This is a genomic window from Elizabethkingia occulta (assembly GCF_002023715.1).
Lineage (GTDB): Bacteria > Bacteroidota > Bacteroidia > Flavobacteriales > Weeksellaceae > Elizabethkingia > Elizabethkingia occulta.
In genome coordinates this window covers 139933-165172 of sequence record NZ_MAHX01000018.1, presented here as the reverse complement: position 1 = coordinate 165172, position 25240 = coordinate 139933, and the positions used below count along the sequence as shown (strand labels likewise).

General features: G+C 35.4%; 18 protein-coding genes and 2 tRNA genes. 10 read left to right on the top strand and 10 right to left on the bottom strand.

Annotation, left to right across the window (positions count from 1 at the left end):
• Window positions 1-14: 14 nt before the first annotated feature.
• Both BAZ10_RS14815 and BAZ10_RS14810 read left to right on the top strand, forming a co-directional pair.
• A tRNA-Arg gene (locus tag BAZ10_RS14815) sits at window positions 15-88 on the top strand.
• A 168-nt stretch (window positions 89-256) separates the two neighbouring features.
• Window positions 257-330: transfer RNA gene (locus BAZ10_RS14810), tRNA-Arg, on the top strand.
• A 54-nt stretch (window positions 331-384) separates the two neighbouring features.
• Here BAZ10_RS14810 and BAZ10_RS14805 read toward each other — a convergent pair.
• Together BAZ10_RS14805 and BAZ10_RS14800 are read right to left on the bottom strand one after the other, a co-directional pair.
• Window positions 385-1281 carry an omptin family outer membrane protease gene (locus BAZ10_RS14805; protein ID WP_245803829.1) on the bottom strand — a complete coding sequence of 299 codons (897 nt, stop codon included), beginning with the start codon at window positions 1279-1281 and terminating at the stop codon, window positions 385-387.
• A 65-nt stretch (window positions 1282-1346) separates the two neighbouring features.
• Entirely contained in the window at window positions 1347-2159 is an 813-nt protein-coding gene (locus tag BAZ10_RS14800; RefSeq protein WP_034868180.1) for a M12 family metallopeptidase, read from the bottom strand.
• Between the two features lie 892 nt (window positions 2160-3051).
• On the opposite strand from BAZ10_RS14800, the gene BAZ10_RS14795 reads away from it, so the two are divergent.
• The 4 genes from BAZ10_RS14795 to BAZ10_RS14780 all read left to right on the top strand — a co-directional run bounded on the left by BAZ10_RS14795 (window position 3052) and on the right by BAZ10_RS14780 (window position 9069).
• Window positions 3052-4434 (top strand): MFS transporter, encoded by a 1383-nt coding sequence (locus BAZ10_RS14795; RefSeq protein ID WP_078772687.1) that lies wholly within the window; start codon window positions 3052-3054, stop codon window positions 4432-4434.
• Between the two features lie 164 nt (window positions 4435-4598).
• A complete protein-coding gene (locus BAZ10_RS14790) occupies window positions 4599-5282 on the top strand; it encodes a response regulator transcription factor (protein WP_078772686.1) in 684 nt (227 codons plus the stop codon).
• Between the two features lie 7 nt (window positions 5283-5289).
• The gene (locus BAZ10_RS14785) at window positions 5290-6576 is read left to right on the top strand and encodes a sensor histidine kinase (RefSeq protein WP_078772685.1); all 1287 of its coding nucleotides are present in this window, start codon (window positions 5290-5292) and stop codon (window positions 6574-6576) included.
• 66 nt (window positions 6577-6642) lie between these two features.
• The gene (locus BAZ10_RS14780; protein WP_078772684.1) at window positions 6643-9069 is read left to right on the top strand and encodes a TonB-dependent receptor domain-containing protein; all 2427 of its coding nucleotides are present in this window, start codon (window positions 6643-6645) and stop codon (window positions 9067-9069) included.
• 52 nt (window positions 9070-9121) lie between these two features.
• On the opposite strand, the gene BAZ10_RS14775 is transcribed toward BAZ10_RS14780, so the two are convergent.
• Both BAZ10_RS14775 and BAZ10_RS14770 read right to left on the bottom strand, forming a co-directional pair.
• Window positions 9122-9823, bottom strand: coding sequence for a LytR/AlgR family response regulator transcription factor (locus tag BAZ10_RS14775; protein WP_059322467.1), 702 nt, complete (start codon window positions 9821-9823; stop codon window positions 9122-9124).
• Window positions 9816-10751 (bottom strand): sensor histidine kinase, encoded by a 936-nt coding sequence (locus tag BAZ10_RS14770; RefSeq protein ID WP_245803828.1) that lies wholly within the window; start codon window positions 10749-10751, stop codon window positions 9816-9818. Before BAZ10_RS14770 ends, BAZ10_RS14775 begins: the two co-directional genes overlap by 8 nt.
• 330 nt (window positions 10752-11081) lie before the next feature.
• On the opposite strand from BAZ10_RS14770, the gene BAZ10_RS14765 reads away from it, so the two are divergent.
• The 4 genes from BAZ10_RS14765 to BAZ10_RS14750 are packed head-to-tail and all read left to right on the top strand — an operon-like array spanning window position 11082 to window position 15122.
• The gene (locus tag BAZ10_RS14765) at window positions 11082-11774 is read left to right on the top strand and encodes a DUF2490 domain-containing protein (RefSeq protein WP_078721228.1); all 693 of its coding nucleotides are present in this window, start codon (window positions 11082-11084) and stop codon (window positions 11772-11774) included.
• Window positions 11775-11795: 21 nt separating this feature from the next.
• The gene (locus BAZ10_RS14760) at window positions 11796-13082 is read left to right on the top strand and encodes a CitMHS family transporter (protein WP_078772683.1); all 1287 of its coding nucleotides are present in this window, start codon (window positions 11796-11798) and stop codon (window positions 13080-13082) included.
• Between the two features lie 48 nt (window positions 13083-13130).
• Window positions 13131-14330 (top strand): cation:dicarboxylate symporter family transporter, encoded by a 1200-nt coding sequence (locus BAZ10_RS14755; protein WP_078772682.1) that lies wholly within the window; start codon window positions 13131-13133, stop codon window positions 14328-14330.
• Window positions 14331-15122 carry a TerC family protein gene (locus tag BAZ10_RS14750; protein ID WP_078772681.1) on the top strand — a complete coding sequence of 264 codons (792 nt, stop codon included), beginning with the start codon at window positions 14331-14333 and terminating at the stop codon, window positions 15120-15122.
• A 61-nt stretch (window positions 15123-15183) separates the two neighbouring features.
• On the opposite strand, the gene pgl is transcribed toward BAZ10_RS14750, so the two are convergent.
• The 6 genes from pgl to BAZ10_RS14720 all read right to left on the bottom strand — a co-directional run bounded on the left by pgl (window position 15184) and on the right by BAZ10_RS14720 (window position 25235).
• The gene (gene pgl, locus BAZ10_RS14745; protein WP_078772680.1) at window positions 15184-15894 is read right to left on the bottom strand and encodes a 6-phosphogluconolactonase; all 711 of its coding nucleotides are present in this window, start codon (window positions 15892-15894) and stop codon (window positions 15184-15186) included.
• A 21-nt stretch (window positions 15895-15915) separates the two neighbouring features.
• Window positions 15916-17397, bottom strand: coding sequence for a glucose-6-phosphate dehydrogenase (gene zwf, locus BAZ10_RS14740; RefSeq protein WP_078772679.1), 1482 nt, complete (start codon window positions 17395-17397; stop codon window positions 15916-15918).
• 12 nt (window positions 17398-17409) lie between these two features.
• Window positions 17410-18828, bottom strand: a complete 1419-nt coding sequence (gndA, locus tag BAZ10_RS14735; protein ID WP_078772678.1) for an NADP-dependent phosphogluconate dehydrogenase — start codon at window positions 18826-18828, stop codon at window positions 17410-17412.
• A 287-nt stretch (window positions 18829-19115) separates the two neighbouring features.
• Entirely contained in the window at window positions 19116-20465 is a 1350-nt protein-coding gene (locus BAZ10_RS14730) for an endonuclease/exonuclease/phosphatase family protein (protein WP_078772677.1), read from the bottom strand.
• Window positions 20466-20807: 342 nt separating this feature from the next.
• Window positions 20808-22274 (bottom strand): RagB/SusD family nutrient uptake outer membrane protein, encoded by a 1467-nt coding sequence (locus BAZ10_RS14725; protein WP_078772676.1) that lies wholly within the window; start codon window positions 22272-22274, stop codon window positions 20808-20810.
• A 6-nt stretch (window positions 22275-22280) separates the two neighbouring features.
• The gene (locus BAZ10_RS14720) at window positions 22281-25235 is read right to left on the bottom strand and encodes a SusC/RagA family TonB-linked outer membrane protein (RefSeq protein WP_078772675.1); all 2955 of its coding nucleotides are present in this window, start codon (window positions 25233-25235) and stop codon (window positions 22281-22283) included.
• Window positions 25236-25240 lie beyond the last annotated feature (5 nt).

Below are 25240 nucleotides of genomic sequence, written 5' to 3'. Positions count from 1 at the left end.
GCAAACCTTTAAACGGGTGCGTAGCTCAATTGGATAGAGCGTCAGATTACGGCTCTGAAGGTTGGGGGTTCGACTCCTCCCGCGCTCACTCGGAAAGAAAAAGACCACTAAATAGTGGTCTTTTTTATTATTTAGGATAAATCCTTAAAAGCTGCTTAGTTATATCCTCTAATTTAAGAATAAAAAATATTACTAATAATGTCGATTAATAGTGCATATAATTGCATAAAATTATTATATTTGCAAACCTTTAAATGGGTGCGTAGCTCAATTGGATAGAGCGTTAGATTACGGCTCTAAAGGTTGGGGGTTCGACTCCTCCCGCGCTCACGTATAAATATCCCTCTCTATAGAGGGATATTTTGTTTTTATAGCGTTTGAATATTAAAATAGTATTTTAACACCTATGCCAAAACTGATACTGGTAGAATTAACTTCATTCAGCCTGCTTTTATAAATATCACCGTTTGCCATATATAATTTATCTGTCCCTTTTCCTGCTTCTATCTGTGTATATCTTGCAGATACAAAAGGCTGAATACGCTGGCCAAGCTGATATCCAATTCGCAGTGCCGCATCCCAACCTGCTCCTTTGGATCTGTGTTCAAAGCTAACAGGTCTTCTAAGTTCTTCCCGAAGATTCCAATCTGCGGTGGCTGAATATTGAGGTAAATACATACCACTGATGTCGAGATTAACATTCCAGTTTTCCTTTTTGAAGTTTGTTTCTAAACCAAGAACTGCACCATGCCATTGAGGTTTATATGTACTTCTTAGTTCTTTTCCGGGAATAAGTGGAACGTCACCGTCCAACATATACAGCTTCTGATAACTACCGAAATATCCTGCATGTGGGCTAAAAGAGAATGTTTGGTTAGACCATAGAAGGTAAGATAATTCCAGACGGGTTTTGATTGTATAGCCTTTATCGGCCTGTAGATTGAATTCTGCAGTTTTAAGTGCTCTGTTATCACCTGCATAATCTGTATCATTTACTTTTCCTGAGGTAATAACCTGATAACTGAAGTCCCATTTTACCTGAAATCTTGATGAAATTGATACAGCGGAAATAATTCCCATTTCTGGTCCGCGTAGCTGTTGCCATTTTAATTCGGATAACACATTAGGGTATTGACCATTTTCATTGCCGGCAATGTTCCAGTCTAATTTTTCTTGATTCCAACCAACATATGGCATAATGTAAGACTTACGTTCTTTCTCCTGTGCGCTTGCCAAAGAGGAGAAAAAACTAAGAAATAGCAGGAGAGACCATTTATTCATAATCATATATAAATAAGTCTACCCTGTGTGATCAGGGTAGACAATTGTTTAATTAAATGTAGTTATTATTTTGGATATACTGATCCGATAAACTGCTTATCAGTAGAAGAAAGAACAGTATTGCTGCCAACACTGAATCCGTTTGTTGTCAAGCTGCTGCTAATGCTATAATGCATGATAGATTGTGTATCGTAAGCACTATATTGCGTTTGTGTAGTAGAATATTTTGCAAACAAGTTACTATCTACCTGTGCTCTTGACCAATAGTTAGGATAACCACCATAATAGGTATAGACTTTTTCTTTATCCCATGGGATATTAGCCAAAGGATGCTGGTGCTCGTGTATCATACCTAGAGCATGTCCAAATTCATGAATCGTTGTTCTGCTGAATTCTGTGTCAGTTGTTGAATCATCAAACCAACCGAAGTTCATTGTTTCAGAGTTAGAAGGGCGGTTAAGAGCCTGTGTTCCTAAATAGGAATAAGATCCTGCTCCTTGTGTAAAGGTAACCCGAATTTGTGCTGTTCCACTAGTAATAAATTTAAAAGTGATATTAGCATACTTAGACCATTCGTTAGCATATTGCATTACTTTGCTGCGAACTTTGGCTGTTCCACCGTTTAGACTTACAGTGATAACGCTGCCATTTGGCCATTTTGTACTTTTAATAACAGCTCCTCTTGGATCAGTTCCTGGAAGGTAAACATCTTTACACATGTGTGTGTTTTCAAAGCCAGCAGGGATATCTGCCTGTGGTACAGCTTTCAATTCTGTTAATCCTTGTGGAGTGCTTTCGTCCACATTATCGCTGGTATTACATGATACCAATGCAACCGAGATAAATGATCCAAGTAGGATCTTCTTGTGTAATTCCATAATATTTAGTGTTAAATTTGGTTTATAATTCTTGTGACACTACTGATAAAATATGTCGATTCTGTCTTAGACAATTTACAGTACAACTTTATTTAGAGTTTAATTTTAAATATACTTCTAATCCTATCAATATTATATACAATTAAGATTAATAAATATCATATTTAACTGTTATATAAGTATATCTTACTTCTGTAAAAAAATCGTTTTAATTATTTCAGAATGTATAAATCAGTATAAAATACCTTTTGAAACAGATGATAAAATCGAGCTGTTATCAATATAGCTGCATAATAATTCCATTTAGGAGCGTTCGAGCTAAAGTTCTGTACTGATTATTTTTTGCTGAAATTGAAGTGCTTTTTCTCTAAACACACAAATTCGGAGATGTGTATAATAGTATCTCTACCATCAATAGAGGAATGGATGTTTTTTTCATAATAATTAATTAAGCGTGATTTGGTTTATGATACAATTTTTATCATATCATAATGCTAATATACAAATTTTTATCAAATACAAAATAAAATATTGTTTTTGTATATAAATAAACAATGAAATGCCAATTAAAATATGATAAAAACCTAGATGTATAGCGTGTTGGAGAAGATTGAAAAAATGTAAATATTTATGAGTTTTTTTTCTAATTACCTGAAAAACATCAACAAAAGAGTAGCATAAGTTGACCAATTACGTATAAATTTTATCATAGTTGGGACAAATGTCCTTTTTCTGAATCGTTTTTATTTTGATTTTTGCAGCATTAAAACAACCTTTTTTGCATTGTAAGTATCTGTTATATAGTGTCTTGTTTTATTTAAGCTGACATTGTGTAGTAAAGAACTTGTATGTAGCCAAAGGTTATTGCTTAGAATTATTGAATTAAAATATAATGGACAGTAGAAAAAAAATAATACTAATCTTAGCTTCAATTGGGACTTTTGTAGAGGCATTGGATATCGCAGTAATCAATCTGGCGATTCCTTCGATCCAGGAGCAGTTCCATATTACATCCGAGACAGCACAGTGGTTGCAAACTTTTTATGTTCTTTTCTTTGGGGGATTCCTTATTATCGGAGGAAAGCTCTCGGATCAATTAGGAAGAAAAATGGTGTTTCTATTTGGAGTACTTACTTTTATGCTGGCATCATTGGGAGCAGGGTTGTCTACAAGTTTTGAAGTGTTGGCCGTATTTCGGGCATTACAAGGATTGGGAGCTGCATTTATAATGCCTTCTGCTGTATCAATTGTAACGAATACTTTCCTGGCTGAGCAAGAACGGAATCGGGCAATGGCAATTTTTGGTTCTTTTGCAGCAATAGGATCGGGGAGCGGACTTTCTATTGGCGGAATTATAAGCACCTATCTAAGCTGGCATTGGGTTTTCCTGATTAATGTGCCTATTCTTATTATTACATTGGTAGCTGCATATTACTATTTGCCTGCAGATAAACCCGATAAAGCTGCTAAAACGGACATGGTCTCTGCTGTATTTATAGTGTTAGGATTTCTAAGCTTAACTTATGGTGTACATGAATTGGTACATATCAAGGAAAACCCTGTAATAATTATAGCTTCTTTAGTACTTCCTGTAGTATTTTTGAAATTTGTAATCTACCGATTGCGGACAGTTTCTTTCCCATTAGTAGGTCTGCAGATATTCAGGCACAGATCATTGGTTATCTCTAATCTTGCATTTTTTCTTTTGGGTGCATTTTTCATTGGATTTTTGTTCCTTATTTCATTAATGCTTCAGAAAGATATGAATTATGATGCTGCATCCTCAGGATTAATGCTTGTTCCTTTTAGTATAATGTCTGCATTGGTTGCAAAATATGCTCTGCCTAATATATCAAAACGTTTAAATTCTTATAGATTGGGTGCTTTAGGATGGATATTCATGCTTACAGGTGCATTGCTTTTACTAATTTCCGTTTTTACCGGACATCCTTTGGTATTTGTATTGATGGGGGCAGCTTGTATTTCGGGAATAGGAATGACTTTTTGTTTTACCGCTTTATCGGTACTTGGAATTCAGGATGTAGAACCAGCTAATTACGGAGTAGCATCTAGTTTAGGAACGACAAGCTACTTTCTGGGAGCGGGATTGGGATTATCATTTTTAACCCTTATAAGTCAGTTTTTTTCTTCAGAATATGCAGTAGGAGCCTTAAATATAATTATTCTGGTATGTTATGCTCTTTTAGCATCGGGAATGTTACTCTATAGTATACGGACTGGTATTAAACAGGTGAAAATATTTTCCAGAGCATGATTCTTGCAGAGAATTTGTACTTTGTATCATAACAAATGATGAAAAAAGACCACAGAGCAGTGGTCTTTTTTGTAAATATCATTAATCATCATGTACTTCATAAATAAAATTTTATTTCTATTTTAATTCAAAATTTATTCAGAATTGAACTATAGATTTGTAAAATGAAGCTACTAATAATAGAGGACGAAATAGAATTGGCTAAAAGTATAGCTGAATATCTTTCAGAAGAGAACTATCTATGCGAGTTTGCATCAACATATAAAGAAGCAATACAAAAAATAGAAAACTTTCACTACGACTGTATTTTGCTGGATATTACTTTGCCTGATGGAAATGGTCTTGCTATTTTAGAAGGATTAAAGGAGCAGAATAAGCAAGATGGAGTCATTATTATTTCAGCTAAAAATGCATTGGACGATAAAATAAAAGGACTACACCTGGGAGCCGATGATTACCTTACAAAGCCATTTCATCTCTCAGAATTAATGGCCAGAATTTATTCTCTCATCCGCAGAAAACAATTCAGTAACTCCAATGTTATAAAGCAAAATGAATTAGAAATTGACCTTCTGGCAAAAACTGTATCTGTAAATGATCAAACAATTGTACTTACCAAAAAGGAATTTGACTTACTCATCTACTTTGTAGGAAATAAAAATAGAGTGATTTCTAAAAGTACATTGGCAGAACACCTTTCCGGAGATTTTGCAGATATGCTGGACAATCATGATTTTGTATATGCTCACGTTAAAAATCTGAAGAAAAAACTGTATGATGCTGGATGCGACCAATATTTAAAAACGGTTTATGGAACCGGATACAAATGGGAAGAAACTTCTAAATAGCTGATTTATGAAGCCGTTATTAAATAAAATTACCAGACCATTTTTAATTTACGTATTCTTTGTACTTATTATTAGTGTTCCCGTTTATTATTGGGTTGTCGATACAATCTGGAAAACCGAATTGGATGAACATAATAAAATCATTGCTGAAAAGACAGCTTATGAGCTCAATCAGCTAAAGTTGACAGATGAAAAACTATCAGAAAGTATAAAACTTTGGAATGATATTCAGCCTGGGACAAATATTCAGAATATAAAAAATAATGATAGGCTAAAGGACAGCATTTTTACCTACGAGAAACAGAAACCCTATACTAAGGAGTTTAATATTGACCGATTCAGGGCACTTTCTACAGTCATTTATGTAAACAATAAGCCATTCCGTTTTACGGTTCAAACCAATATCGAGGAATCTCAGGAAACAATTGTTGTAATTGCGATTACAACATTCTTTTTCTTTATGGCTATCGTTTTTGGGTTTTTATTTATCAACAGAAAACTTTCAAATTCTGTATGGAAGCCATTTCGGGATACTTTAGAAAAGTTGAAAAAATTCAATCTGAATCACCATACCAAAATCGAATTTAATCAGACCGATACTTTGGAGTTTGAAGAATTGAACAGGTCACTGAGTAAATTGATAGAGCATAATATTATGGTTTATAAAACACAGAAAGAATTTACTGAAAATGCCTCACACGAATTACAAACGCCATTGGCTATTTTGAAAAATAAACTTGACCTTCTGTTACAGAGCAAAGATCTTACACAGGAGCAATATCAGATTACGGAGGAAATGAATAAAGCGCTTACGAGAAGCGCCAGAATCAATAAGAACCTTTTGCTACTTGCTAAAATAGAGAATAATCAATTCGATAACTCTCAAACGATTCTGTTCAATGCACTACTTCATCAGAGTATAGAGACCTTACAAGAACATTTTGATCAGAAAAATATTACAATCCGGGAAAATGTTTCTGAGGAAGTAGAAGTACATGGAAATGGAAGCTTAACAGAAATCCTGATCAATAATCTTATTTTGAATAGCATTCGTCATACTCCGTTTGGTGGTACAATTTCTATAAAACTTACTAATGCTGCTTTTGAAATCTCCAATTCCGGAACTGGGAAGTTGAATACAGATTTACTATTTAAAAGATTTTCATCATTATCATCCCATACTGGAGGCAGTGGTTTAGGCCTTGCAATCATTAAAGAAATATGTACATTTCATGGGTGGACAGTCGCTTACAAATTTGAAAATAACCAGCATATTTTTTCCATAAACCTATAGAATTCTAAATTTCTTCTAAATCAGGTTACAAATTTGTGTCATTAATAATCTTAAAGATACAAATTCATGCAAAAAAAGATTTTAGGTTTTTCGTTATTTCTTTCATTGGTATTTGTCAATTTCTTGTTTGCACAGATTTCTTCTGTAACAATCTCGGGAATTGTAACCAATAAGAACAAAACTGCTTTACCATATACTACAGTTACCCTAAAGACTGCGAAGGAAAAGAAGTTTGTATCCGGAACCATTACGAACGAAGAAGGTCGATTTTCTATAGCGGGAATAAAGCCTGATAATTATGATCTGGAATTTTCTATCTCGGGATACAGCTCCCATACTCAATCTGTTTTTATTGGAAGTCTTTCCGAATTTCTTGAGATTCCGACTGTGGAACTTGAACAAATTAAAAACGATAAAGAAACAAAAATTGAGGAAGTTGTTTTAACGTCTTCAAAAAAGAATGAAATAAGTAACCAACTTGATAAAAAGACCTACTCTGTAGCAGATAACATCAGCCAAAGCGGAGGTTCTGTTCTTCAAAGCATGCAAAATCTGCCGGGTGTTACCGTTCAGGATGGAAAGGTACAGCTTCGCGGAAACGATAAAGTAACAGTACTAATTGATGGTAAGCAGACTGCACTGACAGGTTTCGGGAATCAGTCGGGGCTAGATAATATTCCGGCTTCGGCAATTGATAAAATTGAGATTATTAATAATCCTTCTTCAAAATATGATGCTAACGGAAATGCCGGAATCATTAATATTATCATGAAGAAAAATAAACAAAACGGTTGGAATGGTAAGGTTGGTTTTACCTATGGTACAGGTTCATTTTGGATAAGAAAAGATAATCTTCCTACAATAAGACCACAGTATACAATCACGCCAAAAATAAATCCTTCACTGTCATTAAATTACAGAAAAGATAAAATAAATGCTTTCCTGCAGGTTGATAATTTGTACACACAAACACTTAATAAGAATGAGTTTGTAACAAGAGTCTACGACAACGGAACAGTGATCAACTCCCAATTGAAAAGAAACAGAAATACGAATTACCTGACTACAAAAGCAGGAATAGACTGGAATATTGATTCACAGAATACACTGACAATTTCCGGACTTTATGGAAGCGAAAAAATTATAGACCGTGGAGACCAGCCTTTTTTCAATGGAGATCTTTCCCAGCGTCTGCGTCTTTGGCAGTTTTTAGAAGACGAATTAAAGACAACTATAATGGGGACAGCCTCTTATCAGCATAAATTTAAAGAAGCCGGACATGTATTAAATGTTGGATTCAATTATACATTCCATCGGGAAGACGAGAAATATTTCTATGATAATTATTTGCCCAATTCAACAGGAACAGATGCATTCAAATTACTATCCGATGAGCAGGTATATGACTTTAATGTAGACTATGTAAAGCCTTTGAAATACGGACGTATAGAAACCGGAATTAAATTGAGAAACAGAAGTATTCCGACTAATATGAATTTTATTCCGGGAGCGAACTCAGTATTAGATGTCAATGCCGGAGGTTGGGCAACATATAAAGAGTTGATTCCTGCTGTGTACGGAAATTATGTTTTCGAAAATGCAAAATGGGAAGCAGAACTTGGACTGAGGTTGGAATACGTAAAAATCCAGTATGATGTTAACCCAAACCATCCTACTTATAAAAGCGACAGCTATAATTATACACAGCCTTTCCCGAATTTTAGATTAGCCTATAAACTAAATGATCGTAATAAGCTATCTATCTTCTATAACAGAAGAGTAGACCGCCCTAATGAAGTCGACATTCGAATTTTCCCGAAATATGACGATGCAGAGATTATAAAAGTGGGAAATCCCGGTTTGAGACCTCAGTTCACCAATTCAATAGAATTAGGACATAAATATAATTGGGGTAATGGTTATCTGTATTCGGCTTTATACCATCGTTTTGCAAATGGAACGATTACCAGAATTTCCAGTATTGTCCCTGAAAGTACACTAATCTATGCAGTATTCCAAAATGCAGGAAGAAGCTATAATTCCGGATTGGAAATGATTTGGAATCAAAAAGTTTCAAAAGGATATTCTTTTAATGTCAATGGAAATATTTACAGAAATCAGATCAATGCATTTTCGGTTGAAAACCTGTATCCACAGCCAGTCCTTTTTTCAGCGGAGAAGCAGACAGCCGTTTCAGGAAACATAAAATTTAATAATATATTCAAATTTTCAAATGGCTTTGATGCTCAGCTAACAGTAGTTTATCTCGCACCGGATATTATACCGCAGGGAAGAATAAAAACAAGATTCTCAGTAGATGCAGGTATTAAGAAATCTGTGCAAAATGGCAAAGGAGAAATATTCCTGAATGCATCAGATCTTCTAAATACAATGGTGATTAAAAAACAAATTCAGGGATCCGGATTTAAGTATACAAGTGATGACTATTACGAAACACAGGTGATAAGATTAGGATATAGCTATAAGTTTTAAGCACAGTTGTTTATAATTGCAGTAGCCCTTAATATATCAAGAAACAGTTTGATTATATTGTGAAAATGTTCTTTAAAGTATTTTTATAAGTTCTACCTAAAGGCAGATTATGTCCGTCCTTTAGGTAGACATTGTTAGAGTCGTAAGAACTAATGGAAGAAGATAAAACAATATAGGATTTGTGAATTCTTATAAACCCAAAATCTTTAAACTTTTCCTCAAAATTGGTCATTCTTTCCAATATCATATATTTTTTCAAAGGGGTGATAAGGATAATATACTCACCAAAACCCTGAATCCATCGAATATCTTTTAAGAAAACCTTATTCATTATATAATCGGATTTAAACATAATGAAATCCTTCTGAGTGCTATTGTTGGAGAGATTTTTAAACTGTAAAAAATCTTTTGCTTTATTAATGGCCTTATTGAAGGTCTCAAAATCTACAGGTTTCACAAGATAATGGACAACATCCAATTCAAAGGCTTTTACAGCATACTGAGTTTCTAAAGTTAGAAAAATGCAAAGCGGCTTATAGGAGAGTTTCTGCAAGAGCTCAATGCCATTTATTCCGGGCATATTAATATCCAATATAATAAGGTCAACTTTATTCTCTTCAAGATATATTAATGCTTCCTGCGGACTTTGAAAAGATTTCAATAAATCAATGCCTTCAATTTGCTCGCAATATTGTTTTATAATTTGCAGGGCAGGGTATTCATCATCAATATTTACGACAGTCAGGTCATTCATTTAAATTAATTTTTAAAATGGTTTTGTATTGAAAATCACCATCTTGCTCTGAAAAAAAGTCAAATTTTCCAGGATAGTATTTTTCTAATATACGAATAATAGCCTTGTTGCCTAATCCATTATATCCTGTTTCAACAGGTAAGCTTCTATTTTTATCAGAAGAATTAAGAATCTCAAAAACTAAAACAAGATCTTCCGTTTTACATATCAGCTTTATGAAACTATCCGGATTTTCTCCTATTGCAGAATGTTTCAATGCATTCTCAAAAAGAGTAAGGAAAAGGGATGGCGGGATTTCTATAAGCTCCAGTGTTTCCTTGTTCTGGATATCAAATTCAATATTGAGCTGATTGTTATACTTTAACTGATATAAGGCTGCCAGAGCTTCTACAGAAGATAACTCCTGTATTACATTTATTTTTTCTTTGCTGCTGTCGTATATAATATATTGCAAAAGCTTGCTAAGCTGCAAAATAGAGTTGGAAGTAGCTACAGAAGGCGTAAAACTGTTGGCATAAATATTATTAAGCGTGTTCAGTAAGAAATGAGGGTTTAATTTTGATCTTAATAAATTAAGATACAACTCGTCTTTCTGCTTTCCCAGATCGATAACATCTTGCTCGATTAAAAATTTGTCTTTTGTAATCCCTAAGAATGAAGCGACCAATATTACAATGCCCTGGTAGATATATACATTATACAGGAAACTGATATGAGAGCCTTCTTTACTGAAATCCATGTTAAACAAAGCCGGTTCCCAAAGAATTCTGAACAGGCTGGAAACCAAAAAGCAGATAAGTGCATAAAGAATAAACTCCGGATATTTATTTGAAAGGTAGAAATAAGGGACCAGATAATAATAGACCAAATAGTAAACGCCGATATTAAAAATACTATTTAAAATAACACTCCAGATAAGCTCCGGCATGTTGAGGAAGTAGTTTTCGGTGAAAAATGTCATTAAAACAAAGACAAAAAAGAAAAAAATGTGCTGAAACCTCAGTAAAAGCTTCCAGCGATATTCCATAAGTGATTTTAGGATTTTAGGGTTAAATAAAATCCTTATAATCAGTAATATTATAATTATGTTGGCAATTAAAAACATCTTTATACCTCCCATTTAGAGGATATGCCAAATATAATATCTTTTCAACTCAAAATGCTGTTCGTTGATAAAAATTGCCATTGATTGAAAAATTCCGGAAGCACTTTTCCGAATAAATATATTTGAGAAACTATAATGTTAACCAAATATTACATGAAAACTAAATTAACATTAACCTTTATTATTGTGACTGTTTTTGCCGGTTTTTCAAAAGGACAGAGCAGAGATAATTACAATATGTGGTTTCAGTATCTAATGACCGCTCAGGTATCGGATAAAAGTACGCTGACAGCACTTACGCAGTATAGATCTTTCGATTTGGCTTATGATACAAGGCTTTTTTTGCTGAATGCCTATCTCGATTATGAGGTTGCAAAAGGGGTAAAACCGGCAGCGGGAGCAATGTTCCTTGTTCTGGAATCTTATAATTCTGATAATACCAAAAGAATACGTTACGAGAAAAGACCTTTCCAGCAGGTAACTCTGGAAAGTAATATAGGAAGAACTTCCATTTCCAATAGGTTTCGTGTGGAAGAACGATTCCTAAACAACCCTGATGAATTTATTGTAAGAATCCGTTATCTCCTTTCCATAAGGATCCCCTTTAATAGGAAAGGAGAGAAGGAGAAGCTGTATGGAATTCTGAAAAATGAAATTAGAATGAATATGGTAAAAGATGAGCCTTTTGACAGTAATCGTATAACTGCAGGGTTTGGAATAAAGGTAGGAAGGAATTCTGCTATTGAATTGGCTTTTATAAACCAGTTAGAAACAGGGAAAACCAGTAATTATGGATTCTTAGGCTTTAGAAACAATTTTGACTGGAGAAAAAAAGAAAAACAATAACATCATAACGAATTTATAGCTATGCTTACATTTCTTGGTTTTTTAATGATCGCTATTTTCATGGTGCTCATCATGAAGAAAAAAATGACTCCTCTTACTGCTTTAGTTCTGGTACCAGTTCTTATCGCTTTGGTTGCAGGTTTTGGTCCGGAATTAGGTAAAATGATGAAGGAAGGGGTAAAAGAAATTGCACTTACAGGAGTCATGCTCATTTTTGCAATCTTATATTTCAGTTTAATGATCGATACGGGGCTTTTTGAGCCGCTCGTTCAGTTTATATTAAAAATTGTAGGAGACAATCCTGTAAAAACCACAATAGGAACGGCTGTACTTACAACATTGGTTTCTTTGGATGGGGACGGGTCTTCTACCTATATTATTGTTGTCGCCGCAATGCTTCCGCTTTATAAGAAACAAGGTATGAATCCTCTCGTACTTACCTGTATTATTATGCTGGCTGGTGGTATCATGAATATTCTTCCTTGGGGCGGGCCTACAGCCCGGGTGATGAGTTCTTTGAAACTTGGTCATACCGAAATCTTTGTTCCGATGATTCCGGTAATGGTTATAGGCATTATATGGGTATTTATTGTGGCCTATATTCTCGGTGTAAAAGAAAAAAAGAGAATACTGAAGTACGGAAAATTTACAAAATACAATAATCAGGATATAGTTGGGGACGAAGATAATACGCTTCGCAGACCCAGACTTTTGATTATCAATTTTATACTTACAATTGTTCTTCTTTGTGTAATGATTCTTGATATTATCCCTTTGGGAGTAGCATTTATGATTGCATTTTGTATTGCAGCAATTATAAATTATCCTAAGCTGAAGGATCAGCAGAAAATAATCTCCAAGCATGCAGGTAATGCATTATCGGTTGCAGGAATGATTTTTGGTGCAGGGATTTTTACAGGAATACTAAATGGTACGGGGATTATGCAGACAATGGGAAATAGTATGATAGAGATTATTCCTAAGAGCTGGGGCGGATTTCTGAATGTTATTACAGCTGTGTTTAGTGTTCCGTTGACATTTTTCCTTACCAATGATGCTTACTATTTTGGAATACTGCCTATTATTACAGCAACTGGAAATCAATTAGGAATCCCACCTGATATCTTAGGAAGAGCAAGTTTGGTTGGTCAGGCTTCACATCTTCTGAGTCCGCTGGTGCCTTCTACTTATTTATTAGTGTCTTTGGCAGGAGTTGAATTCTCGGATCATTTGAAGTTTACTTTAAAATGGGCAATAGGTTCTTCAATTGTTATGCTTGTGGGAGCATTGATTCTCGGCATTATTTAGTTTTAGATAATTTTGTATTCTTATATACTTTAACATGGTAACTTTCTCATGAGTTCTGCTTTCCGACAAAAAACATTTTCCGATACATATGTAAGAAGCCTTTCTTTATATGTTTTTGCAGCAATTATTTGTGGTGCACTCACAGGGTATTATTTTCCGGAACTAAGTAAGAAACTAAGAATTGTAAGCTATTATTTTTTTCAGGTTCTGGAGTTATTAATAGTTCCTGTTATTTTTATTGCAACTACTTACGGTGTTAGTTATGTTTTCAGTATCCAAAATGCATTCAGGATTACTGTACAAATGATCTGTTATTTTCTATTGATTACTACAATAAGTATTTTGCTGGGACTTGGTTTTGGTTTTTTACTAAAGCCAGGTGCGGATACAGGGATTGATATAACCTCTGTCGGTAAATATATTTCAGCCTCTCCCGTTATCGGCTACAAAGGTTTGCTGTATATCAACAATTATATGATACTTATTTTGTTATCAATTGCGGGTGGGATAGTTATCAATTTTTTTAAAAATAAAGACAAGATTCTCCTTCTTTTGGATAACGGTAGAGAGATGCTCTATAAGCTAATAAAGTATTTGTATTTTCTTCTTCCTATTGTTGTCTTCTGTAATATAGCTTATAGTATTTCCGTTTACGGAATCAATACTCTTTTGCCACTGAGCAAACTTGTTGCAACAGTATATTTGGCCTGCATTGTTTTCATTGTAGGAATATTGGGTATAGTATCTTATTTGTTCAAAATTAATCTTTGGGATTTTCTTATCAGTATCAAAGAAGAAATTGTACTTGTTCTGGCAACTTCATCATCAAAGACTGCTTTTCCGATGATTTTTGAAAAAATGGAATCACAAGGATACAACAGGAAAATTCTTCGCTTTATTATTCCATTAGGATACAATTTTAACCTTGCAGGAGCCTGTATTTATCTTTCAATTGCCTGTATATTTCTTGTGCAATTATATAATATCCATTTAGATTATACAGATTATATCTGGTTATTTATTGTTGTATCAATCGCTTCAAAAACAGCATCGGGTGTCCCCGGATCTGGCTTCTTGGCACTTGTTTTCACCCTTGATAAATTTGGGGAAATTCCGATGTCAGAGATTGCACTGTTGTATAGTATAGATCGCTTTATGAACGAGGCAAGAGCTGTGACCAACTTTATAGGAATTGCTATTGGTGGTGCCATTATTTCGAAAATAAATCAAAAACACATTAATATATAAATGATACTTTCTGATTTCTCAATCCTTTTAGAAGAGATTCTTCAAAATCCAACAAAGTCTGCAATCATTATTGCCAATTTAATTCTTATTGAAAGTCTTTTGTCAATAGACAATGCGGCTGTTTTGGCAACGATGGTAATGGATTTACCGGAAAAGCAACGGAAAAAAGCACTTAAGTACGGTATATGGGGTGCTTATTTGTTTCGTGGTTTAGCACTTATTTTTGCTTCAGTTCTCATCTCTGTATGGTGGGTAAAACCCCTGGGTGGTTTATATCTCATCTATATTGCTTTGGACTGGTTTGTTAAAAAGAATAAAAATTCAGATGGAGAAGAAGAACAGAAAGAGCAGCACCCTAAAGAATCCGGATGGATCTATAGAAACTCCGTAGGTCTTCTAGGCAAATTCTGGACAACGGTAGCGTTAGTAGAGGTAATGGACCTGGCATTTTCCATAGATAATGTCTTTGCAGCTGTGGCCTTTTCAAAAAACTTACTTTTGGTTACAATAGGCGTTTTTATAGGAATTTTAGCCATGAGATTTATTGCACAATGGTTTGTGCGTTTAATGCAAAAGTTTCCCTTTTTAGAAACCATTGCTTTTATTGTTATTGCAATTTTAGGTGTTAAGCTTACATTGTCGTTGTACGAACATTTTTATCCAACCACATCGCTGGCGGAATTTTTAAGCGGACATACAATGGAAGTTCTGATTTCGGCAACTACTGTTCTTTTATTTGTAGTCCCGATTATAACCAGTTATTTATTTGGTTTCCCCAAACGTTCTAAATAAAGACTTCTTTTACAGAAATAAAAAAGACCACTGAAAAGTGGTCTTTTTTATTTGTAGAATTTTATCCTTTAGCTTTCTCGTCAGTGAAAAACTGGAAGCTTTCTTTTTTGTTAATGAGCTGCATTGGATATAACGTAGGATTATATTCACCGTTCAATATTTCGTTCAGCGCATGTTTTTTTGATTCACCGAATGCTACAGCCAGAATATTATCTGCTTTATTAATCAAAGGAGCGGTCAGGGTAATACGGAACATCTCCTGAGGTTTCAGGTAATAAGCATCTACCCATTTTTGCTTCTCATTCAGGATTGCTTCACCGGGAAATAAAGAAGCTGTATGACCATCATCTCCCATCCCAAGAAGAATAAAATCAAAAATACCCTCGTCTCCAAGAACATTTCTTATCTGTTGTTCATATACTTTGGCAAACTCTTCAGGTTCTATTCCGTCCTGATACATCGGGAAGATATGATCCTTGTTGACAGGAACTTTATCCAAAAGCGTTTCGAAGGTCATCCTTGCATTGCTTTTTTCATCATTAAGAGGTACCCATCTTTCATCAACCCAGAAAAAATAAACTTTATTCCACTCAACCTGGTCTGCATATTCCGGAGTAGCCAATAAACTGAAAATAGCTTTTGGAGAAGAACCGCCGCTAAGTGCTACAACAAAACGATTATGTTTTTCAATAGATTTTTTTGAAAGATCAATAAATTTATCTGCTGCTTTCTTATACAGTTTTTCCAGATCATTAAATACCGTAATATTCATTTCTTCTTTTTTTATTATATTTTATACCCATTTATGGCCTTGTCTTTTAACAAGTTCCATACTGTCTTCCGGCCCCCAGCTTCCGGCTTCATAATTAGGGAAAGAGGTATCTTTGTTATTTTTCCAGGACTCCTGTATAGTTTTTACCACGTCCCATGCTTCTTCTACCTGATCTGAACGCATAAACAGCGTAAGATCTCCTAAAAGAGCTTCCAGTAATAAGGTTTCATAGGCTTCCGGAGTATCTTCCTGACATGCAAAGTTGTCAAAAATCATTTCTACAGGCTCTAAAACCAATGAAAGACCTGGTTTTTTTGTCATAAACTGCAGTCTGATATCCATCATTGGTTGGATATTAATAATAAGTCTGTTGGCTGAAAGATGATGCGAACTATTTGAGAATGTAGAGTGGGGAAGTGGCTTAAATTGAATAGTAATGTAAGAATGCTTTTCTTTCATTTTTTTTCCGGTACGTACATAGAACGGAACATCCTGCCATCTCTCGTTATCCAGATAGAATTTTACAGCAGCAAAAGTCTCTGTATTGGAGTCAGGAGCAATACCATTCTCCTGGCGGTAACCTTTAGATTCTACACCATTTATAATGCCGGGGCCGTACTGGCCTCTCACTGCATAATGACCAACCTGATCAGGTGAAATTCTGCGGATTGACTTCAGAACATCTACTTTTCGATCTCTGATTTCACCGGATTCTAAGGAAGCAGGTGGTTCCATAGCTACCATACATAATATTTGTAACAGGTGATTTTGTACCATATCGATTAGCGCTCCCGTTTGTTCATAGAATGCACCTCTTGTTTCTACACCAACTTCTTCAGCTACCGTAATCTGCACAGATTCTATATAGTTATGATTCCATAAAGGTTCATAAATTGAATTTCCAAATCTGAATGCGAGAATATTCTGTACCGTTTCTTTTCCCAGATAATGGTCGATACGGTAAATCTGTTCTTCTTCAAAAGTTTCACCCAGAAGATTGTTGAGTTCAATGGCAGACTGCTTATCATGGCCAAAAGGCTTCTCGATAATGATCCGATCTTTTGCTGGATCAGAAGCTAATGAAGCATTCTTGATATGATTAGAAATTGTAGTAATAAAATTAGGGGCAATGGATAGATAGAACAATCTGTTTCCTCTTGTTCCGTAGGTATTGTCTAAATCTTCTAATTTCTGATTAAGAGCCTGATAGGAATCTTCCTGATCCAGTTGATGCTGGAAATAGGTAATATGGGACTTAAATCCAGACCAGTCTTTAGGAGTTCCTTTTCTTCTGGAAAAATTTTCCAGATTTTCTACAACGTAATTTCTGAAATTTTTATTGGTATTTTCCGATCTTCCTAAGGCGATAATATTAAATTGTTCAGGCATTCTGCCATCTATATACAAATTATAAAACGCCGGGAACAACTTTCTTTTTGCTAAATCTCCTGTTGCTCCGAAAATGATAATAGTAGTCGGATGCAGGACTTTTTCTTCACTCATTATTTCCTGATTTTAGTTGTTTGCAGATTGCCATGAAGTGTGAAAAGTACCTTCCTGATCAATACGCTGATAGGTATGTGCTCCAAAATAATCACGCTGAGCCTGGATAAGGTTCACAGGAAGAAATTCCGTTGTATAGGCATCGAAATATCCCAATGCAGTTTGAATACCTAAAGAAGGAATTCCGTTTAATGCAGCATAGCTGGCTGTTTTTCGCAATGAGCTGATTTTTTCTTTAACGATAGCAGAAATGTTTTGATCCAGTAAAATATTGGATAAATCCGGATTTTTGGAATAAGCAGAATAGAATTTTTCCAATAGTACTGATCGAATGATACAGCCACCCCTCCATATTTTTACAACATCTTGTAATGGTATTTCAAAACCATATTCCTTAGATGCTTTTACCAATAAAGCAAGACCTTGCGCATAACTTATTAATGTAGCCAGATACAAAGCATCTCCAACTTCTTTTATGAACAGAGCTGTATTTTCAGGACTTGCAATTTCCTTTTCCGAGTATAGCTTAGAAGCCTGAACCCTTTCGTCTTTATAAGCAGACAAAATTCTTGAAGTAACTGCGATATCTATAGTTGGAATAGAAACTCCAATTTCCATAGCTTGTTCGGAAGTCCATTTTCCGGTTCCTTTCGCTCCGGCTTTATCCAGGATCTTATCTACAAGATAACCGTCCGTAAGGGAATCTTTCTGCTGGAAAATATCACGGGTAATTTCAATCAGGAACGAATTCATTTCGCCATTGTTCCACTCTTTGAAAACCTCGTATAACTGGTCGTTATTTAGATTAGCTCCTCTTTTAAGCAGGTCATAAGCCTCACTGATAAGCTGCATAATGGCGTATTCAATTCCGTTATGCACCATTTTTACATAGTTTCCGGCAGAACTTTTCCCCATGTATGCGGTACAAGCCTCATTGCCAACTTTTGCAGAAATAGCTTCCAGCATTGGCTGAAGAAGACGGAAAGCTTCCAAATCTCCGCTGGGCATAATGCTGGGACCTGTCCTTGCACCTTTTTCACCTCCAGAAACACCCATTCCCATAAAGTGCAGATTTTTTGCTGCTAAATCGGCAATACGTCTGTTGGTATCTTCAAAATAAGAGTTTCCTGCGTCTATGACAATATCTCCCGGGCTAAGAAGTGGTGTTATGTTTCCTAAAACTGCATCTACAGGTTTTCCTGCGGGTACCATAAGGATAATTTTTCTTGGGGTTTCTAATGCCGATACAAAATCTTCCAGAGTTGTGCTTCCTTTTACTTTCATTGCGGAAGTAGCACCAGCCTGTAATTCTTTTACCTTTTCTTCATCCAGGTCAAATCCTGCAACTGAAAAATTATGATCAGCAATATTATAAAGAAGATTGCGTCCCATTACTCCGAGGCCAATCACTCCGTAATTATATTTCTCCATTGTTTAAATGTTATGTGAATTCTGTTTTTACAGACAATAAAATTACGGAAATGGGGGTGGAGAACAAAATAATAGAATGTGAAATATTATTAATTTCCTGTTAGAGTCTATCTATCAAATGTCTTTGTTTGGACAGCTAATTATTTCAATAAATCCTAATAATTAATCTTACTTTATTTTATTTCTTCGGATATTATAATAAATCAATTGTATATTTAATCACAAAAGAGGCTGTCTTAAAAGTGAGACAGCCTCTTTTGATCAATATAAAGCCTTGTATTTATTTTTTAATTCACACAACTAAAATAAACTCTAGGTGCTATTTCGGTATATCCGTTATCTTTAAAGAAAGAAATATAATAAGAACCGGGAGTATCCAAAGCAAAGTTAAGTGTGCCACTTTTAGCGTTTGTATATTGCCATTTTGTCGAAGAATTAGTTCCCGGAGTTTGCCCTTGTTTGTATATACCAATCCATGCTTTGGGATCTGTAGAACCGCTGCTAAAGGAAACCGGAATAGTTTCGTTTAGTTTATAACTGTTTCTGTTTAATGTGATTTTGGCGTTATTCCGAGGTATTTTAACTTTGAAAGTACTCCATACCGCTTTATGATCTGTAGGCCATATACCTTTTGGTTCAGAAAATTTATCTTTTGAGGTTTCCGGAACTGAAATATTCTTTACTATCGTATTTTTCGGCCCTACAATATAGCTGTCGCTTACAGAAATATTTCCGTTGTCATAATAGAATATATAATCAATTCTGTCCCGCTCATCAGATTTAGGAGCCCATGAGGATTGTGCCGGCCATGTAAATCCTGGATAATTGACTTCGTCCGGATATATTACTCTGTAGCTGTCTTTAAAACCTGCTTTGGAAAGAGTAGAGGTGGAACTCCAGTTGATAACTGTACCACGATGATCATATAGATTTTTAACTGCCTCTGTCCAGTCCAGATGTGATGCTTCATTAAAATCTCCACCCAGAACTACTACTTTCCCACTTGCTATATCTTGTTTTGCACGAGAAAGAAAATCCTGAATCTGTTGTGGCCTTTTAGACTGATCATTTATTTCTGTAATTTTATTTACATCGGTAACAGGGGCAGGTAATTCTTTGAAAGTTATAGGATCATATCCTCTGGGGTAGTTTACAGCATAGTATGTATAATCTAAATGACCAGAATAGATAACAACCTCATTTCCCGGAACAACCTCCGTAACTAGTCGATGGTAAGCACTAAAGGCAGAATACTCTTTAATAGGATATTTACTCAAAACACCATTGTCATCTCCTCTGGAGGCATAATATGTTTTTCCTTTTGCTTTTAAGGATGCTACAATACGCTGATCAAAAGATGTATTGTTATAATTTCTGACCTCCGAAAGAGTAACAAAATCAGGCTCTCGGGAAGCTATTTCATTTACAATAGCATCATACCCTCCGGAAACCTTAGTCCCTTCCTGCCATATATTGAATTGCAGAACACTAAATGAATAAGTCTGCTCCGGCAATGCTGATTTATACTGTAAAGATGTTGCTGCCTCTAACTCGGATGTGCTGGCGTGGATTTCCGGCCGGGAGCACGAGATAAGTAATGTAACGGCAAAAGCTGTGGAGAATAAATTTTTTTTCATGGTATTAATATTATTTTGGATCTGTTATGCAAAAGTATACATTAATGTTATTATTTCCATTTAACATAATAAACCCACAATCCGAAGGTCTGTTATTTTGCTGATTAATAGGAATATTTCTCAGGATTACCTTTACTAAGCATTAATTAAATTTAATATATAGGAAAATCTTATTGATAATAATGAAGCCACATAGGCTAGTGACAAGTCTCTGTTTTTAATAATCTATTATTTTGAAATAACTATTTCAGAGGATTTCTTTTAGGGCTGATTATAAAGGTATTAAAAATGGCCGGGAGTAATATCCGGCCATTTAAAAAACTAAAAAATAATCCACACGATCTATGATTCGTTTTGTTTAATTTGTGGGTTGTTATTGATCTCTTTATTAGGGATCTGGAACTTGAATTTATCAGTTGCTAAGTTGAACCTTCCGAAGGTATGGTTAGTTCCAGGATATATTCTTTCCAATGGCGTACCCAGTCTTTTCATGTCAAACCATGCATAACCTTCTCCCCAAAGCTCTATTCTTTTCTGAAGGATAATTTCGTTTACAAGTTCATTTCCTGATTTTGAAGACAGAGAATATGTTTTATCTCTTTGTGAAGTGATTTCGTAAAGAACCTGTCTGGCTTCAGCTTCCCAGCCTTGTCTAGCCAGTGCTTCAGCTTCTGTATAGTATAAAGAAGAAGCTCTGATATAGATATAGTCACCTTCAAACAAAGTAGGATCCTTAAACTTCCAGCTTACATATGGCGGATAGCTTTTTTCTGTTCCGTTGAAGTTATAATCTGCTCTTTGGCTGCCATTGAATACTTTCTTGCGGTAATCAGTTCCCGGAATTGCATCATAAAGGCGTTTGTCTATTAATTTATAAATCTGTGCTGCTCCGGCATAACCTCTGTTTGTATTGTCGAACATGGAGAAAAATGAAGCATAATGATTTCCAATACTCATGGTGGATGTTGTGTTATGGAATCCCCATATTACTTCCGGATTATTGATGTTGGAAAAGCCGGTGGAGGTGTAATCGTTTTCAGTCATCAGTGCTATTCCCTGTCTGCTTTCATTCGCATATTTGCTGGCTTTAGCATAATCTCCGGTTTGCAAGTATATTTCAGAAGCAATCGCCTTAGCTGTTCTTTGGTCTATTTGAGCTTTGGAAGAACGTGCATAGCTTCCTAAAAGTACAATGGATTCTTCAATATCTTTTGTAATCTGCTGATATACCTCGGATACTGTAGATCTGGCAAGTCCCTGACTTTGATTGTTGATTGTAAGTACCAAAGGAAGTCCCGGATCCTGTTTGTGCTCTTTGTAATCGTTGGCATAGAAGCGAATCAGATAAAAATAAGAATAAGCTCTTAGCGCATGCAGTTGCCCTGCTATAGCTCTGTTGCTTGCACTATTGTCATTTTTTATATCATCCAGTAATTTGTTGATTACAAAAATTCTGGCGTAAAAAGTAGTCCAGACAAATTCAGCAGCAGAATTATTGGCATTTGTAGCATCATAATTATAAAACATACCTAAATGCTGGTTTGTAGCTTGTATTACGTCATTTGACATAAGATCTGCTCCAGCTTTAATAGCCATGATACCGAAGTCAGAATGTAGAGTAGTTCCGCCGGCACCATTACTGCGAAGATCCAGATATATACCGCCCAGGATTTTCTCAGCCTTTGATTGGTCATCATTCAGTTGTTCACCCGAAATATCTCCGTTTGGCAAAGTATTCAGGTCACTGGAACAACTATTAATGATTGTGCCTATAGATAATGCCGTGATTAAATATTTTATTGTTTTCATATATTTTTAAAAATTGAGTTTAAATCCTAAAGAAACGCTTGAAAGTAATGAGTATCTGTATGAATTAGACACGCCTGTTAATGAGGCTCTCGGGTCATAGCCTTTTCTTTTGGACCATAGGTAAAGATTGTTTCCTGTAAGGTATATTTTGAGTGCTGATAAACCAATCTGCTGTGTAAAATCCTGAGGTAACTGATAAGACAGGGTTATATCCTGAAGACTGAGATAGTCTGACTTGATCAGGTATAGTGTGGAATTTCCGTTTTGGTTAGTCGAGTTAAGGTCTACACGTGGTAATGCAGCATTCGGATTTTCCGGTGTCCATGTCTTGTCTAAATCTGTCGAATAGTTGGATGCGTAGGTATCTGAGTGAAATAAGCTTCTGTAGGTATCATCATAGCCATAACCTCCGAACTGATAAGCGAAATTAACGGACAAATTGAATCCTTTATATGTGAAATCGGTACCAAAGCCTCCATATACTTTAGGAATAGCAGATTTGCCTGTGTTATAATCGGTGGCTTCTTTGTAATTGTTGGTAATAGTAGTTTCCTCCTTCTTGGTATTTGGATTTATACTTGTTCTGTACCATTGTGCATCACCATTATTCGGATCTACGCCCGCAAATTTTTTCAGATAGTAAGTATATCTGTCACCTCCTTCTGTCAGAATAAATAATCCCGAAACCAAACCTGTACTTCTTTGCTCTTCAGGAAGTTTGGTTATTTTATTTTTATAATGGGTAGCATTTGCATAAAAACTCCATTGAATCTCTTCTGAGCGCAGAATATCCACATTTAGACTTGCCTGAAATCCTCTGTTGATCATATCTCCAATATTCCCATATTTAATATATGATCCGGCATTAGAAGGAGGCAATGGAAGAGTATAGATCATATCCGAAACCTTTCTTTCGAAATAATCAGCATTCAGACTGATTCTGTTTTTTAAAAGAGAAATCTCAATACCTGCATTCAGGTTTTTCGATGTTTCCCATTTCAAATCTTTATTTCCCTGTTTTCTGAGTGATAAAACCGGTTTCCCATCCCCGAAGTTGTTAATTCCGTAGATATCCTGATAGGCATAATAATCTCTGTCAGCATTTTCCAGGAGTATATTATCATTTCCCTGTTGCCCGTATGAGGCCTTTAACTTTAATGTATTAATAATACTGTTTTCTTTTAGGAAATCTTCTTTTGCAATATTCCATGCAGCACCTAAACCATAAAAATTGCCCCATCTGCTGTCAGGAGAGAATACAGAAGAGCCATCTCTACGAACATTGGCATTGAAGAAATACTTATTGTCATAATTATAGAGTAGTCTGGAGAAATAGCCTTCTACAGCATAATCATAAGCATTTCCGGATAGATCTGTTATTTTTACAGCATTGTCAAAGGATAAAGAATTTGGCAATACCAGTTGCTGTTTTGTCCCGGAGAACCTGTCGCTTTTTGTTTTATTAAGTTCGTGGCCAATGAGAATATTGAAGCTGTGTTTACCCAGTTTTTTCTGATAGGTAAGCAATTGCTGGTGATTCAGTGTATTTCTGAATATAGAGCTCATTGTAATTGTGCCTCCAACCGATGCAGAGGTGCCTCCAACTGTATTTCCAAACTGTAGATTTTTAATATTTTCTAAATATGCACCAAAGTTATAAGTGAAATCTAATCCTTTAATAATTTCATAGTTTAAACCAAGGTTGATGTTTGTTATATTGCTGGTTGTTTGGGATTTATCCTGTTGAAGATTGCCAACCGGATTTTCATAAACTGCATAAGATCTCGTTGCACCATTTGGCCCTTGGCCGTCCCCATAGTCATAAAGGGCTTTTCCATTTTTGTCATATACAATCTGATAATCATTATTTCTTAGAAATACCGGATAAAATGGAGCAATATTTCTGGCAAATTGAAACGGATTGGAAAATCCTCCGGTTTCACCAAAATTCTGCTTACTATTTGTGTAAGATAAACCACTGGTTAATTTTAATTTACTGGTAATAGTGTAGTCGAGATTGGACCTGATCCCAAATCTCTCGAATCCCGAAGAAATAAGGTAACCTTGATCATCAAGATAATTTAATGATGTATAAGATTTTACCTGTTCATTATTAGCCGTAACTCCTATGCTGGCTTCTCTTCTTAAAGCTGGTTTAAAAAGTAGTTTTTTCCAATCATCCTGATACAAAAGCTGTGCATCTGGGTTAAACTTGCCATCCTGTGATATTAGCTTATTAAAAGGAAGGTTATAGACATTATATCCCAGTCTGTTCAGTGCAGAAATACCAACTTCGTGAGGTGATGCTCCCGACGGAACAGCTCCATTCTGCTTTAATCGTGCAACTTCACCAACTCTTGCACGGTTATAAAAAGCCATATAGTAATCCTTTGGAGAGGTATAAACCGGATAATCATCGATCGATCTGAAGTTTATACCTGTTTTTACATCTGCTTCTACGTGAAGTCCATTCGATTTTCCTCTTTTGGTATTTACGATAATTACCCCGTTGGCTCCTCTGGATCCGTATAAAGCATTAGAAGATGCATCTTCCAAGAAAGAGATACTCTCTATATCAGTTCCTGGGATACTATTCAGATTTCCGTTATACGGAATACCGTCCAATACAATTAATGGATCGCTCGATGCATTGATAGAACCTATTCCCCGCATTCTTATGGTTGGTTGGGAACCTGGCTGACCGGAAGATATTACCTGTACACCAGCAACTTTTCCGCCAATTCCCTGTAGAATGTTTCCATTTTGAAGATTGGCAAGATCTTTTGTTTTTAGTGACTGTACAGATCCTGTAATTTCTTCCTTTTTTTGTTTACCAAAGGCTACTACCACAACTTCCTTTATGGAATTTTCCTTGGGTAGGCTGTCTCTGGTTTGTGCAAAGCCATATTCTGCAAGCAGAATAAGGGCTAATGCTCCAATTTTGCATTGTTTCTTTTTCATTATAT